Raw genomic sequence first — 13,798 nt, forward strand, 5'->3', positions numbered from 1 at the left:
CGATCACACCTGAGGCCCCCGCTCATGCCCTTCCTCCTCGCTGCCGTGCGCCGTCGGCCGCTGCTGCTGCGCAGCCGCGCTCCGACCGTGCGCGCGTTCCGCATCGCCGCCACCGTTCTGTTCGTCGTCGACGGCGCCGTCTTCGGCAGCTGGGCCGCCCGCATTCCCGATGTGGCCGCCCAGGTCGGCGCCGGCCCGGCGACGCTCGGCCTGGCCCTGCTCTGCATCTCGCTCGGTGCCCTCGCCGGCATGCAGCTGACCGGAGCGCTGTGCCGCCGGCTGGGTCCCGGCCTGGTCGCCTCGGGCGCCGCCGTCCTGACCGGTTGCACGCTCACCCTGCCCGGCCTCTCCACGTCGGTCGGCGAGCTCGCGGTCACGCTGCTGGTCTTCGGACTCGCGACCGGCGTGCTGAACGTGGCCATGAACGCCGTCGGTGTCCGGGTGGAGGCCGCGGCGCAACGACCCGTCCTCCCCTCGCTGCACGCAGGGGTCAGCTTCGGCGGGCTCGGCGGGGCCGCCGCAGCCGGCCTCGTCGCCGCGACGACCTCCATCGCCGCCCACCTGCTCGTCGTGGCGGCGGTCGGGATCCTCGCCACGGCGGCCGCGGCCCCGATCCTGCTCGCCGCGGACGCCGAGCCGGTCCGCGAGCACCCCGGCGCGGCACCAGGCGGCTCCGGGGGCACCCTCGTCGTGCTCCTGGGGCTCATCGCCGGCTGCACCGCGTTCGGGGAAGGCGCGGTCACCGACTGGGGTGCGCTGCACCTCGACGAGATCGGCGCCTCGCCGGCCCTCGCCGCGGCCGGTTTCGCCGCCTTCTCGGTCGCGATGGCCTTCGGACGTCTGGCCGGGAACGCGTTGCTGCGGACCCTCGGCCCCACCAACGTGGTGACCGGCGGGGCGCTGCTCGCCACCGCCGGGGCGGCAGCGGTCGCCATCGTGCCCGTCGTCGCGGTCGGGCTCGCCGGTTTCGTGCTGATGGGTCTCGGACTCGCCAACGTCTTCCCGGTCGCCATCGCCCGCGCAGGAGCGCACGCCGGACCGGCCGGGGTGGCGCGCGCGTCGTCCATCGGCTACACGGGGCTGCTCGGTGCGCCGCCACTGCTCGGGATCGTCGCCGAGGCCGTCGGGCTGAGCGTCGCGTTCGCGGCGGTCGCCGTCCTCGCCGCGGTGGCTGCGGGCGTGGCCGCGCTGGTCCGGCCGCGTTCCGCGCCACGGCCGGCCACCGCCGAGGGCCTGCTCCGGCAGGCACTGCACGCGACCGCGCCCGGATTCCGACTGGTCGGGACCGCGATACGGCGGCACTGCGACAGCCTCGACGTGCTCCACGCCCAGTTCGCCCACCCGCCCACCGGCAGGCCGACCCACCACGGCCTGGAAGCCGTCCCCGCCTGACCGCGCCGGCCCGCGTAGGAGAACGAGGTACGACATTGGCAACGACCACGACAGCGGCGCCCGCATCCCGGGAAGGCCGGGCCTCCGGCGTGCAGATCCGCGACGCGCTGATGAGCGGCGTGAGCCACGCGGTCCCCTTCGTCGTCACCGGAGGAGTGCTGATCGCGCTCGGCTACGGCCTCGGCGGCGACCGGAGCGGCGCGGCGGAGCCGGTGAGCGCGGGCTTCGACTGGTTCTCGTCCGCGAGTTGGGCGGCGCTGCTGTTCCAGCTCGGCACCCTCACGTTCGGGCTGCTGGTCCCGGTGCTCAGCGGGTACGTCGCCCACGCCCTGGCCGAGCGGCCGGCGCTCGTCCCCGGATTCGTCGGTGGCGCGATCGCGGTCCAGACCGGGGCCGGCTTCGTCGGCGGGCTCGTCGCGGGCGTGCTCGCGGGCACCGTCGTCCGCGGGCTCGCCCGCTGGCAGCCGCCGGCGCCGGTGGCCGGCATCCGCCCGGTGCTGGTGCTCCCGCTGGTCGGGACGCTCGTCACCGGCGCGGTGATGCTGCTCGCGGTCGGACCGCCGCTGGCCGCCCTCGGCAGCGCCCTCGACGCCGGGCTCGACGACCTGTCGCGCAGCGGCGTCGTGCTCCTCGGCGCGGGCCTGGGCCTGATGATGGCCGCCGACCTGGGTGGGCCGCTGAACAAGACCGCTTTCACGTTCGCCGTCACCGGCCTGTCCACCGGCTCGCCGGCTGCGTCGACGATCATGGCGGCAGTGCTGGCGGCGGGCATGACGCCACCGCTCGCGATGGCCCTCGCGAGCACCGTCGGCTCCCGCCGCTTCACCCCTGCGGAACGGCAGCACGGCCGCGCCGCCTGGCTGCTCGGCGCCACCTACGTCACCGAGGGCGCCATCCCGTTCGCGGCCGCCGACCCGTTGCGGGTGATCCCGTCGCTGATGGCCGGCTCCGCCACCGCAGGCGCGCTCTCGGTGGCCCTGAGCGCGTCGACCGCGACACCCCACGGCGGGTTGTTCGTCCTCCCGCTGGTCGGTCACCCGCTCGGACTCGTCGTGGCGATCGCCGCCGGGGTGCTGGTCTCCGCCGCTGCCGTCCTCGCCCTCAAGCGACCCGCGGGGCCGAGGATCAGAACAGATCCGCCGCAACCCCGCTCAGCAACTGCTCCGGGCCCGCCAGCCGGCGAAGCCACGTGACATCGCCCTCGCCGTGGACCGCGACCACGCCGGCGACCAACCAGATCATCGACGGAAGGAAGTCGTCCTGCAGCGCGGCGGCGTACTCCATGCTCTCGCGGGCACCGTCCGCGCTCTCCAGAGCGCCGCAGGTGTAGCGGGCCCGCGACCGGTACCGCCGCCCCATCGCGTCCTCGATCCACCCGAGCGCCTCCTCCACGCGCCCGGGCCGGTCGAGGAGTTCGTTGCGGGCCGCGCTCAGCCACTGGACCAGCGTCAGGGTGGCCACCAGCTCCGTGGGGCCGCCGTCGTCCTCGGGGGCCACCTTGTCGTCGATCGAGAGGAACTCCGCGACGCACTCCCGCGACGGATCCGGCGTCCGATCGGCGATCGTGGCCTGCACAGCCTCCATCAGCAGCCCGCCGACCGCCTCGGCAGCGCGCTCGAGTTCCTGTTCGTCAGGTTTCCGGGACATCCGCACCTCCACGTTCGGCCACCAGCCTGCCACTACCACTCGGCGAAGCGACCGATCAGGTGCCGGGCGTCGACACCGGGGAGCTCCCGCTGGAACAACCGGTGGTAGGCGAGCTCCTCCGGGGATCGCAACGGCGGATCGAGCACGTCACGCCCGGCCTGGAACTCGTCGTCGGACACCGTGGAGCCGTAGTACTCACCGAGCACGTCGCGCGCGCCGGTGCCCTGGCCGAACTGCGCCTTGCGGCGCCAGAGCACCTGCTCGGGCAACCAGCCGGTGAACGCCTTGCGCAGCAACCACTTCTCCATGCGGCCGCCGTTGGTCAGCTTCCACTGCGCGGGCAGGCTCAGCCCCAACTCGACGACGTCGAGGTCGAGGAACGGCGTGCGCGCCTCCAGGCCGGTGGCGCCCGCGATCCGGTCGACCCGCTGCAAGCCGCCGATGTGCAAGCCGCGGATCGTGGCCAGCAGCTCCTCGTGCAGCTCCTCCTCGCTGGTGATCCGCGCGTAGTGGCTGTAGCCGGCGAACAGCTCGTCAGCACCCTCGCCGATCAGCACAACCTTCACCGACCGCGCGGCGCGCTTGGAGACCAGCAGGTTCGGCACGGAGCTGTGCACCAGCTGCGGGTCGAACGACTCGATCACCCGGATGACCTCGGGGACCCAGTCGATGAGCTCGTCCTCGGTGTAGGTGCGCTCGACGTGTTCGGTGCCGAGCTCGGCCGCGACCTGGCGCGCGGCCAGGATGTCGTCGCTGCCGGGCAGCCCGACCGCGAAGGTGCGCAGCTGCCGCCCGTTGCGGTGCGCGTGCCGGGCCGCGATGGCGGTGACGATGCTCGAGTCGAGCCCGCCGGACAGGAGCGCGCCGACGGGGACGTCGGCGGCCATCAGCCGCTCGACCGAGCCGATCAGCCGATCGCGGATGGCGGCCAGCACCTCCTCCGAGGGCTCCGCCTCCGGATCGCTGCTCGCCGCCGGGCCGACCGGCTCGACCGTCGGCATGCTGCGGAACGGACGCAGGCCGTCGGCCGGCGTCCAGACGTGCCCCGGCGGGAACGGTTCGATGACCGCGCGCCGGTCCGGATCGAACGCCTTGAGCTCGCTCCCGAAGATCACCGTGTCGTCGTGGCGCGCCCAGTACAGCGGGCAGATCCCCATCATGTCGCGCGCCGCGAAGAACCGCCCGTCGGCGCTCACCCCCGCCAGCGCGAAAGGGCCCCAGAGCAGGGAGAGCGCCGACAGGCCGTGCTCCTCCAGCAGGTGCAGCGCGCTCTCGAGATCGGCCCCGGTCCGGAACTCATGGCCCTGCGACTCCAGCTCCCGACGCAGCCGCTGGTAGTTGTAGACCTCGCCGTCGCCGACCAGCCAGTACTCGCCGCCCGGATCGCGCAGCGGCTGCGCGCCGCCCACCAGGTCGACGATGGCCAGCCGACGGTGTCCGAGCCAGGCGTTCTCGAACTCGCGGGTTCCCTCCCCGTCGGGTCCGCGGTGGGTGAGCCGATCGAGCATCCGCGACCCTTCGAGCGGGTCGAACGGGCCGTACGCCGCGACAACGCCGGAGATCGGTGCTCACCACCCTTGAGCCGAAGGTCGCGCCAGGCTAGCCGGGACGGCCGCGCGCCGCTCGACCGGAACCGGCCGCGATCAGACGGCGCTGTCGAGCCCGCGCGCCTTCAGCCGCTCGCGCGTGTTGGGGTTCACCGACGGCCGGAAGGGCACCTCGACCACCTCCGCGCCGACCGGTTCACCGGGCACGTCGGCGTACCGGGCCGGCAGGTCGACGGCCAGTGCGGTGCCCAGCGCCGACCACTCCACCGGCACGTAGCCGAGCGCGATGTTCATGCCGAGCTCCGGCGACCACCAGGGTGAGGTCAGGTAGCCGACCGGGTCGCCGCCGGTCCCGGGGCGGACGAGCCAGAAATCGGGTGCGTACTCGTCGATGGGCCGGCCGCCGACGCGCATGCCCACCATGACCATGCGGAACGGCGGGGTGCCGGCGTCGATCAGCTCGCGGGCGCGCTCCAGGGCGGCCTTGCCGATGTAGTCGGCCTCCTTCTTGCGCGGCACCTGGTAGCTCAGGTTCACCTGGAACGGCAGGGTCTCCGCGTCCATGTCCTGGCCCCACGACAGGATCCCGGCCGCCACCCGCCGGTGGTGCGCCGGGGCGATGACCTTGAGGTTGTGCGGACGGCCCGCCTCCATCACGGCGTTCCACATCTCCTCCGCGTGCAGCGTGGCATCGCGGAGGTAGATCTCGTAGCCCTTCTCACCGGTGAACCCGGTCTGCGAGATGATCACCGGCAGCCCGGCGACCGTGGCCTCCATCAGCCCGTACGACGGGAGGTCGGCCAACTGCGCCCCGACCAGATCGATCATCAGGTCCGCCGATCGCGGACCCTGGATCTGGACCGGCGCCACGTCGATCTCGGCGATCTCCACGTCGAAGGGCTGCCCGACCTTCACACCCTGCAGCCACAACATCAGATCCGAGTCGGAGATGCTGAACCAGAACTCGTCCTCCGCGATCCGCAACAGCACCGGATCGTTCAGGATGCCACCGTTCTCGTTGCACAGGATGACGTACCGGGCGCGCATCACGGGGATCTTCGTGGCGTCCCGCGTGATCACGAAGTTGACGAATGCCTCGGCATCCGGGCCCTTCACCCTGATCTGCCGTTCCACCGCCACGTTCCACAACGTGACGTCGTTGACGAGCGCCTCGTACTCCGCCATCGCGCCGCCGTCCTCGGGACGGCTGTAGCCACGGGGGTGGTACACGCGGTTGTACACCTCCGCCCGCCAGCACCCCGCCGCCATCGACAGGTGCCAGTAGGGCGACTTGCGGATCCTCGTGGAGATCAGCAGCTCGACGCGGGTGGGCCCGGTCTGGCGCAGGTTGATCGGCACGAGGCGGTCGGATTGGTCAACCGAGGGCCGGTTGTGGTGGGAGGAGGCTGCAACGGCACCGTTCGTCATCTACGGCTCCATCGGTTCCGAATCAATGGATCAATGACAGCAACGGCGGAATTCCCGTGCTGTCCCGGGCCAACCTTCGCCGACGAGGATCACCGCACCGGATTTCCGTTGTCCTCGCAGCGTGCGAGGACGGTACGCGCGGTGTGCCAGATAGGTCAACGGGTTCCACGATGCGCAACTCGAAGGGATCGCCGCACCCCGCGAGTCGGGGCCTGACGGCCGCCAGTTGGGCGCTGGTCACACTTGTGTCGCGGTCACCGGCGAGCAGGAACGATGCGCGCACACATGCTCGGCATGCTCAGAGCTTCCGACCCAGCCGACCCGCCTCCCGACGCAGCACAGGAACGAACTCACGGCGCATCCGTTCCGCGGAGACCCGCGCGGCGGAGGCGCTGACGCTCATCGCGGCGACGATCCTGCCCACTCCGTCGGCCACCGGGACCGCGATGGCCCGCATCCCCAGCTCCAACTCCTCATCGCTGATCGCGAACCCTTCCTCGCGGACGTGCCGGACCATCTCCAGCAACGCGTCGGGATCGGTGACGGTGTGCGGTGTCCGGCGTTGCCGGTCGGCACCCGCGAGCTGCTCGCGGACGTCGTCGTCGTCGAGCGCGGCGAGGAGCACCCGCCCGGTCGCCGAGCAGTGCGCCGGGAGTCGGGCTCCCACCCGCACTCCGGTCTTCACGATCCGCTGGGCCTCCGCCCGGGCGACGAAGATCGACCAGCCATGCTCCCAGACCGCGAGCGATACCGACTCGTCGAGCTCGTCGCGCGCGTCGGTCAGGTGCTGCTCGGCGAGCCCGGGCAACGACGACGCCTCCAGGTAGACGCTGCCCAACCGGAGCATCCGGGGGGTCGGGCGGTAGTACCGCCCGTCGTGCTCGACGTAGCCGAGGTCCACGAGGGTCAGCAGGCAGCGACGCGCCGTCGCCCTGGCGACGCCGATCCCCTCGGCGGCGGACGCCACGGACAGCCGGGACGACGTGCTGCCGAACAGCTCGATGATGGCGAGGCCCTTCGCCAGCCCGGCCATACCCTCCGGAGCCCGCGTCGGGCCGTGATCGGGTCGCTCATGATCCTGCACGTGTTCGTTATACGAACCGAGTTCGCGGGAGTCAACGCGTGCGGCTTGACTCCCGCGAACTCCGCAGGCTTCCATGCGTTCGCTGGACGGATCACCGTTCGATATCCGAACAACGAAGCGAGGGTGGATGGATCGCCTCGACGGCCCGCAGGCCGAGCCGCTGTCGGGCCGGGCATGGCCCGCGTCGCTCACGCAGGTCCCCTACTGGGTGTTCCAGGACGAGGCGGTCCTGCGCACCGAGCTCGGGCGCGTGTTCCACGGCCCGTACTGGAGTTACCTCTGCCTGGAGGCGGAGCTCGCCGAGCCCGGCGACTTCTGCGCCACGTTCATCGGCGACCAGCCCGTGCTCGTCACCCGGGACGTCGACGGGGAGCTGTACGCCTTCGAGAACCGGTGCGCGCACCGCGGGGCGTTGATCGCGATGGCCGAGCACGGCAACGCGAAGGACTTCACCTGCGTGTACCACGCCTGGACCTACAACCTGCAGGGCGACCTGACCGCGGTGGCGTTCCAGGACGGCATCGGCGGGGCGGGCGGGATGCCGCCGGAGTTCTGCATGGAGCGGCACGGCCCGCGGAAGCTGCGCACGGCCGTGCTGAACGGCCTGGTGTTCGGCAGCCTCTCCAACGACGTGCCGCCGCTCCAGGAGTACCTCGGCGACGAGATCGTCGCCCGGATCGAGCGCCTCCTGGGCGGCCGCACGCCCGTGGTGCTGGGCCGGTTCACCCAGGAGCTGCCCAACAACTGGAAGCTCTACGTGGAGAACGTCAAGGACTCCTACCACGCGAGCATCCTGCACCTGTTCTTCACCACGTTCGGGATCAACAAGCTGTCGCAGCGTGGCGGGATCATCGTCAGCGAGGACGGCGCGCACCACGTGAGCTGGTCGGCGATCGACCGCTCCGCCACCGAGGACGACGGGTACCGGGACCAGAAGATCCGCTCGGAGAGCGAGTACCGGCTCCGCGACCCGAGCATGCTCGACGGGTTCTCCGAGGTCGGTGACGACACCACCCTGCAGATCCTCTCGGTGTTCCCCGGGTTCGTGCTCCAGCAGATCCAGAACGCGGTCGCCGTCCGGCAGATCCTGCCGATCGGCGTGGACCGCACGCGGCTGAACTGGACCTACCTCGGGTTCACCGACGACACCGAGGCGCAGCGGCTGGTCCGGCTCAAGCAGTCCAACCTGGTCGGCCCGGCGGGCTACGTCTCGATGGAGGACGGCTGCATCGGCGGGTTCGTCCAGCGCGGCATCGCGGGCGCGGGCGACGAGTTCGCGACCTTGCAGATGGGCGGCTCCGAGGCGGTCTCCAGCAGCAGCCGGGTCACCGAGGCATCGGTGCGCGGGTTCTGGAAGGCCTACCGCGCCGGCATGGGATTCACTCTGGAGGACGCATGAGCAGCCCTGCGCTGACCTTCCGGGTGCACGGGGCGATCCTCGAGGCCCAGGGGCACTACGTGCGCTGCATCGACGACGACCGGCTCGAGGACTGGCCCGGCTTCTTCGTCGACGAGTGCCACTACCGGATCACCACCGCCGACAACCACCGCCGCGGGCTCCCGGCGGGGATCGTCTGGGCCGACTCGCGCGGGATGCTCGTCGACCGGGTGTCCGCGCTGCGTGAGGCCAACATCTACGAGCGGCACAGCTACCGGCACCTGCTCGGGGCGCCTGCCGTGCTGTCGGCGGAGCCGACACCGGGCGTGCTGTCGGCGGAGCCGACACCGGGCGTGCTGTCGGCGGAGCCCGCACCGGACGGGGCGGTCGACGTGCGGAGCGAGACCTCGTTCCTGGTCGTGCGGATCACCGGGGACGGGCCGACGGATCTGTTCGCCAGCGGCCGCTACATCGACCGGTACCTGGTCGGCGACGACCGCGCGCTGCTGTGCGAGCGGGTCGTCGTCTGCGACAGCTCGCGGATCGACACGCTGCTGGCGGTGCCCCTGTGACCGGCGACCCTGTGACCGGCGCGCGCACGCTGCTCAGCACGGGCGATCCGAACGGGATCGGCCCGGAGATCGCGGTCGCCGCGGCGCGAGCGGCCGGCTGCGCACCGGTCCTGGTCGGGGACCGGGCCGTCGTCGAGTGGGCGGTGCGGGTCACCGGAGGGACGGAGACCGTCCGCGGCCACCGGCCGGGCGCCGCCCCGGAGCCCGGCACGCTGGACCTGATCGACGTCGGCGCGCTGCCCGCGGGCGCGCACCGGCCCGGGACGATCGACGCCGACGCAGGCCGCGCGACCCTGGAGTACGCGCGCACCGCGATCCGGGCGGCGATCGCGGGCGGCTACCGGGCCGTCGTCGCGGCACCGCACTCGGAGACCGCGGTCCGGGCGGGCGGGGAGTCGTTCACCGGATACCCGTCGTTGCTCGCCGAGGTCACCGGCGTCCCCGCCGACCGGGTCTTCCTGCTGCTCGTCGGCGGCGGGCTGCGGATCGCGCACGCCACGCTGCATCAGCGACTGGCCGATGCCGTGGCCGCGCTGGACGTCGATCGGATCGCCGCCGCCGGGCGCGCGCTGCACCGCGCCCTCGGCGACCTGGGCGTGCCCGGGCGCATCGCGGTGTTCGGAATCAACCCGCACGCAGGCGAGGGCGGGCTCTTCGGCGACGACGACGAGCGGGTCACGGCACCGGCCGTCGCCCGGCTGCGTGCCGATGGGCTGCCGGTGGACGGACCGACCGGCGCCGACGTGCTGCTGGCGGCCAACGAGCACGCCGGCTACGTCGCCGCCTACCACGACCAGGGCCACGTCCCGGTCAAACTGCTCGCAGGACGCACCGCCGTGGCTCTCTCGATCGGCGTGGGCGTGCCGTTCTGCAGCGTCGGGCACGGCACCGCGTTCGACCTGGCCGGCACCGGGCGCGCCGACCCCGCGGCGTTGGTCCGGGCCCTGCAGACCGTCGACGCCCGGCGCGAGGCGGTGCCGGCATGACGGCGGCCCACCGGATCACCGTGGCGGACACGGACGTCGGATTCGACTGCGTCCCCGGCCAGACCGTGCTCGACGCCGCCGAGGCGGCGGGCTGGACGATCCCGTACTCCTGCCGGCGCGGTGCCTGCACCAGCTGCATCGGGACGATCGTCAGTGGCACCGTGCGCGACCGGCGCAGCGGCCGGCCGGACGGTCCCGACGCCGATGCGTTGCTCTGCCAGGCCGTGCCAGACGGTCCGGTCGGCATCCGGCCGCGCCGGATCACCCACTCCGGCCCCCCGCGGCGCCGCGAGCTGACGGCCCGGGTGTACCGGGTCCGGCGGCCGGCCCCGCGCGTCGTCGTCGTGGAGCTGCGGTACCCGATCGGGCGCCGGATCCCGTTCCGCGCGGGGCAGTACCTGGAGGTACGGCTGCCCGGCGGGGAGTCCCGGCCGTACTCGCTGGCCAACCCGCCCCGGGACAACGACATGGCCGAGCTGCACGTGCGGATCGAGCCGGACGGCCGGTTCTCCGACCGGACCGCCCGGCACCTGCGCCCGGGCGACCTGCTCACCGTCGAAGCGCCCTACGGCGACACGACCGTGGAGCCGGGCACCGACCCGCTGCTGTTGCTCGCGACCGGGACCGGCTTCGCCCCGGTGCGCTCGGTGATCCTGGACCAGGTCGCCCGGCGCGCAGCCCGACCGACGACCCTCTACTGGGGCGGTCGTGACGAGTCGGACCTCTACCTGCTCGACACCGTGCTGCGCTGGGCGAGGGCACTTCCCTGGCTGAGCGTCCACCCGGTGCTCTCCCGCCCGGACCGGACGTGGCACGGGACGACCGGCCACGTGCAGGAGGCGGCCGCCGCCCGGCACCCGGACCTGACCGGGCACACCGTCTACGCCTGCGGCAACCCGGAGATGACCCGCGAGGCCCGGGAGCTGCTGACCACCACGACCGGACTGGCCGAGGAGCGCTTCCTCGCCGATGCGTTCGTCCCGGTCGACGCCGCCCCGACCCCGGCACCGACCGGCTGACCCGGACCCACCCACCACCTGCGACGCCGTACAGCGAGGTGACGAGCGTGCCCGACGCCCCCCGAACCGTCTACCTGCCCCGATTCATCGACGACCGCCCCATCGGACGGCTGCAGTACACCGTGCTGGCCCTCTGCGGCCTGGTCATGTTCCTCGACGGGTTCGACACCCAGGCGATCAGCTACATGGCCCCGTCCATCGCACGGGAGTGGGGCCTCTCGCCGTCGGCGATGGGACCCGTCTTCTCCTCCGCCCTGGTCGGTCTGATGATCGGCTACCTCGTCCTGTCCCCGCTGGCGGACCGCTTCGGCCACCGCGCGATGATCATCACCGCGACCGCGTCGTTCAGCGTGCTGACCGTGCTGACCACCTTCGCCCCCTCGGTGGAGATCCTGCTGGCGGCGCGCCTGCTCACCGGTATCGGCCTCGGGGCGGCGGCACCCAGCGCGATCGCCCTCACCAGCGAGTTCGCCCCCCGGCGCAGGCGGGCCACCTTCGTGCTCGTCATCTACTGCGGGTTCTCGCTCGGCTTCGTCGCCGCGGGTGCCGCAGCCGGGACGCTGATGCCGGTGCTGGGCTGGCGCTCGCTGTTCCTGGTCGGCGGCATCGTGCCGCTGGCGCTGGTGCCGCTGCTGTGGCGCCTCCTTCCCGAGTCACCGGCGTACCTGGCGCGCCGGGGACGCCCGGCGGCGCAGGTCCTGCGCCGACTCGACCGGTCCTTGCCCACCGACGCGGTGGTGCACATCGCCGGCCAGGAGGATTCTGGTGCGCGAATCCCGCTCGTGCGGCTGTTCGAGCGCCGGTGGTTGCTCGGCACGCTGCTGTTGTGGCTGGTCTTCGCGATCAACCTCGCCGAGTTCTACGCCCTCCAGAGCTGGCTGCCGACGATCCTGGACGACCTCGGCCACCCGACGAGCACCGTCGTCACGGCGACCACGCTGACCACCGTCGGGGGCATAGCGGCTGCGCTGATCACCGGGCCGGCGATGGACCGGTTCGGCGCCGGGCCCACGCTCGGCATCCTCTACCTGGTCGGGGCGGCCTTCGTCGGCGTGCTCGGCGTCGCCTTCGGGGCCTCGCTCTGGCTGCTGCTGTGCGTGACGTTCATGGTGGGCTGCTGCGTCAGCGGCGGTCAGAAGAGCGTGATCGCGTTCGCGTCGCTGTTCTACCCACCGGACATGCGCTCCACCGGGGTCGCGTGGGCACTGGGGATCGGCCGTATCGGCGGCATACTCGGACCGATCGTCGTCGGGTTCGCGGTCGCCGCCGACTGGTCCACGGCACAGCTGTTCGGGGCGCTCGCCATACCGATGCTGGTCGCGGCCGTCACCGTCATCGCGCTGGCCCGTCGCCGGTACCGGGACGGGCCCGCCCTCGGACCCGAGAGCCGCCGTTCGCGCGTCGCGGTGCAGGACTGACCACGGCGCGTCATCGTGGTCATGCCCAGGCCGCGCCCACCTCCGCCTGCGTTGCCGCAGCCGATGTGCAGCGAGACCGCGTTGGTGAAGGCGCGGACATGATCACCGCCCCAGCCTCACAGTCGCAGGTGGCGGGACCCGCACGCGCCGGTCATTCAGGTGGCTCCAAGTCGGCCAGCCTGCGGGCTTCGGCGGCGCGCTCGAACGGGGTGTCACCGCGGGGCATCCGCTCGCCGAGACCGGCGTAGAGCTCGGCCACGGTCGCCGAGTCGTGGTGGCGGGCCAGGGCGGCCAGTTCCGGATCGGTTCTGGCCAGAACCTCTCGGAAACGTAGCTCGGCGAGCGGGCCGAGGCGGTCGTAGATCTGCACGAACACGTGTTGCGCCGACGCGCGTGGCCAGCCCTCGGGCAGCAGCTGGGCAGGCATGTCGGGATCCATCTCCGGGAAACGCCGCCAGTCGACGCGAAGCGTCGTCCGCAGGCGCAGGGCCTCGGCAGGCCCGATCCGGCCGGCGGCGACCGCGTCGAGCACCGGCGCGTACCGCTCGACGAACTCCCGGTACTCCTGCGCGAGGGACTCGAGGTCGAACGCGGCACGCGGGTCGCCGGTGCCCGACCTGCCGGGCACATCGGTGGCGCGCAGCACGGTGGCCGTGGCGATACCCAGCTCGTCGAGCACCTCGCGCGCCGCGGTCGCGCTGTCGTGCGGGGACACCCAGACCCCGTCGTACAGGGCGGCGAACCGGAGCACCCGCAGGCGGGTCCGCAAGGCCGTGCGGACCTCACGGTCCTGCTCGGGGACGGAGAACGCGACCACGGTCCACCGGCCGTCCCACGCGGGAGCCGATGCACCGAAGGTGAGCATGCGGTGGGTGCGCTGGACCACCACCTCGGACGTGCGCGCCGGGATGCCGTAGGAGGTGGTGCGACCGCTGCGGGCCACCGTGAGCAGCTCGCGCGAGGCCAATCGCCGCATCGCCGACCGCGCGCCGTCGGGGGTGATGCCGAACTCGGCGAGCACGCGGACCAGCGCCGTCGAGGGGATGTGCTCGTCGCGCCAGTACCAGAAGTCACCGAGCAACGACGTCAGCAGGAGCTGCGGTTCGGCCCCTCTCTGGGCACGAGGGAGTTCGATCGCCGTCATACATGCCGCCCGTCCTACCGCTCGCTCGGTCGATTGCCCATCGTAGGGGAACCGGGGCGGCCGACCCGTCCTCGGACGGGGCGACCGCAGTCTTGACATAGGCGGCAGTTTACTCGACGCTCGTCATCGTTCGCGACGAACCGAACTCGCACCGTCTCGGCCGGACCCAATGCAGGGAGACCG

At 72.5% G+C, this 13,798-nt stretch carries 12 protein-coding genes; 7 read left to right on the forward strand and 5 right to left on the reverse strand.

All coding sequences use genetic code 11. The features are described 5' to 3' along the window. Nucleotides 1-24: 24 nt before the first annotated feature. Both CFP66_RS42970 and CFP66_RS42975 read left to right on the forward strand, forming a co-directional pair. Nucleotides 25-1,392 carry an MFS transporter gene (locus CFP66_RS42970; protein WP_198962069.1) on the forward strand — a complete coding sequence of 456 codons (1,368 nt, stop codon included), beginning with the start codon at nt 25-27 and terminating at the stop codon, nt 1,390-1,392. 35 nt (nt 1,393-1,427) lie between these two features. Then, a complete protein-coding gene (locus CFP66_RS42975; RefSeq protein WP_233160197.1) occupies nt 1,428-2,585 on the forward strand; it encodes a PTS fructose transporter subunit IIC in 1,158 nt (385 codons plus the stop codon). On the opposite strand, the gene CFP66_RS42980 is transcribed toward CFP66_RS42975, so the two are convergent. The 4 genes from CFP66_RS42980 to CFP66_RS42995 all read right to left on the reverse strand — a co-directional run bounded on the left by CFP66_RS42980 (nt 2,518) and on the right by CFP66_RS42995 (nt 7,047). Beyond that, entirely contained in the window at nt 2,518-3,039 is a 522-nt protein-coding gene (locus CFP66_RS42980) for a hypothetical protein (RefSeq protein WP_143517593.1), read from the reverse strand. The two genes, CFP66_RS42975 and CFP66_RS42980, sit on opposite strands and share 68 nt — an antisense overlap. 32 nt (nt 3,040-3,071) lie before the next feature. Beyond that, nucleotides 3,072-4,547, reverse strand: a complete 1,476-nt coding sequence (asnB, locus tag CFP66_RS42985) for an asparagine synthase (glutamine-hydrolyzing) (RefSeq protein WP_094931139.1) — start codon at nt 4,545-4,547, stop codon at nt 3,072-3,074. Between the two features lie 135 nt (nt 4,548-4,682). Further along, on the reverse strand, nt 4,683-6,014 hold the full coding sequence (locus CFP66_RS42990) for an aminomethyltransferase family protein (RefSeq protein WP_094931140.1): 1,332 nt from the start codon (nt 6,012-6,014) through the stop codon (nt 4,683-4,685). A gap of 298 nt (nt 6,015-6,312) precedes the next feature. Beyond that, nucleotides 6,313-7,047, reverse strand: coding sequence for an IclR family transcriptional regulator C-terminal domain-containing protein (locus CFP66_RS42995; protein ID WP_233160198.1), 735 nt, complete (start codon nt 7,045-7,047; stop codon nt 6,313-6,315). 178 nt (nt 7,048-7,225) lie between these two features. Between CFP66_RS42995 and CFP66_RS43000 the strand changes: the two genes are divergently transcribed. The 5 genes from CFP66_RS43000 to CFP66_RS43020 are packed head-to-tail and all read left to right on the forward strand — an operon-like array spanning nt 7,226 to nt 12,471. After that, the gene (locus CFP66_RS43000) at nt 7,226-8,497 is read left to right on the forward strand and encodes an aromatic ring-hydroxylating dioxygenase subunit alpha (RefSeq protein ID WP_094931142.1); all 1,272 of its coding nucleotides are present in this window, start codon (nt 7,226-7,228) and stop codon (nt 8,495-8,497) included. Beyond that, nucleotides 8,494-9,048, forward strand: a complete 555-nt coding sequence (locus tag CFP66_RS43005) for a terephthalate 1,2-dioxygenase (RefSeq protein WP_094931143.1) — start codon at nt 8,494-8,496, stop codon at nt 9,046-9,048. Before CFP66_RS43000 ends, CFP66_RS43005 begins: the two co-directional genes overlap by 4 nt. Further along, a complete protein-coding gene (locus tag CFP66_RS43010) occupies nt 9,045-10,034 on the forward strand; it encodes a PdxA family protein (protein ID WP_233160199.1) in 990 nt (329 codons plus the stop codon). The genes CFP66_RS43005 and CFP66_RS43010 overlap by 4 nt, the downstream gene beginning before the upstream one ends. After that, nucleotides 10,031-11,053 carry a 2Fe-2S iron-sulfur cluster-binding protein gene (locus CFP66_RS43015; protein ID WP_094931144.1) on the forward strand — a complete coding sequence of 341 codons (1,023 nt, stop codon included), beginning with the start codon at nt 10,031-10,033 and terminating at the stop codon, nt 11,051-11,053. Before CFP66_RS43010 ends, CFP66_RS43015 begins: the two co-directional genes overlap by 4 nt. Nucleotides 11,054-11,100: 47 nt before the next feature. Then, on the forward strand, nt 11,101-12,471 hold the full coding sequence (locus tag CFP66_RS43020) for an MFS transporter (RefSeq protein WP_094931145.1): 1,371 nt from the start codon (nt 11,101-11,103) through the stop codon (nt 12,469-12,471). A gap of 151 nt (nt 12,472-12,622) precedes the next feature. Here CFP66_RS43020 and CFP66_RS43025 read toward each other — a convergent pair whose 3' ends face one another. Beyond that, complete coding sequence (locus CFP66_RS43025) at nt 12,623-13,615, reverse strand: PaaX family transcriptional regulator C-terminal domain-containing protein (protein WP_094931146.1); 993 nt, start codon at nt 13,613-13,615, stop codon at nt 12,623-12,625. Between the last annotated feature and the right edge of the window lie 183 nt (nt 13,616-13,798).

Origin of the sequence: Pseudonocardia sp. MH-G8 (assembly GCF_002262885.1) — a bacterium.
GTDB lineage: Bacteria > Actinomycetota > Actinomycetes > Mycobacteriales > Pseudonocardiaceae > Pseudonocardia.

Coding starts and splice junctions, on each gene's coding strand:
- CFP66_RS42995 (WP_233160198.1), bottom strand. CDS start 7,047: ATGGCCGGGCTGGCGAAGGGCCTCGCCATCATCGAGCTGTTCGGCAGC.
- CFP66_RS43015 (WP_094931144.1), top strand. CDS start 10,031: ATGACGGCGGCCCACCGGATCACCGTGGCGGACACGGACGTCGGATTC.
- CFP66_RS43005 (WP_094931143.1), top strand. CDS start 8,494: ATGAGCAGCCCTGCGCTGACCTTCCGGGTGCACGGGGCGATCCTCGAG.
- CFP66_RS42980 (WP_143517593.1), bottom strand. CDS start 3,039: ATGTCCCGGAAACCTGACGAACAGGAACTCGAGCGCGCTGCCGAGGCG.
- CFP66_RS43025 (WP_094931146.1), bottom strand. CDS start 13,615: ATGACGGCGATCGAACTCCCTCGTGCCCAGAGAGGGGCCGAACCGCAG.
- CFP66_RS43000 (WP_094931142.1), top strand. CDS start 7,226: ATGGATCGCCTCGACGGCCCGCAGGCCGAGCCGCTGTCGGGCCGGGCA.
- CFP66_RS42990 (WP_094931140.1), bottom strand. CDS start 6,014: ATGACGAACGGTGCCGTTGCAGCCTCCTCCCACCACAACCGGCCCTCG.
- CFP66_RS42970 (WP_198962069.1), top strand. CDS start 25: ATGCCCTTCCTCCTCGCTGCCGTGCGCCGTCGGCCGCTGCTGCTGCGC.
- asnB (WP_094931139.1), bottom strand. CDS start 4,547: ATGCTCGATCGGCTCACCCACCGCGGACCCGACGGGGAGGGAACCCGC.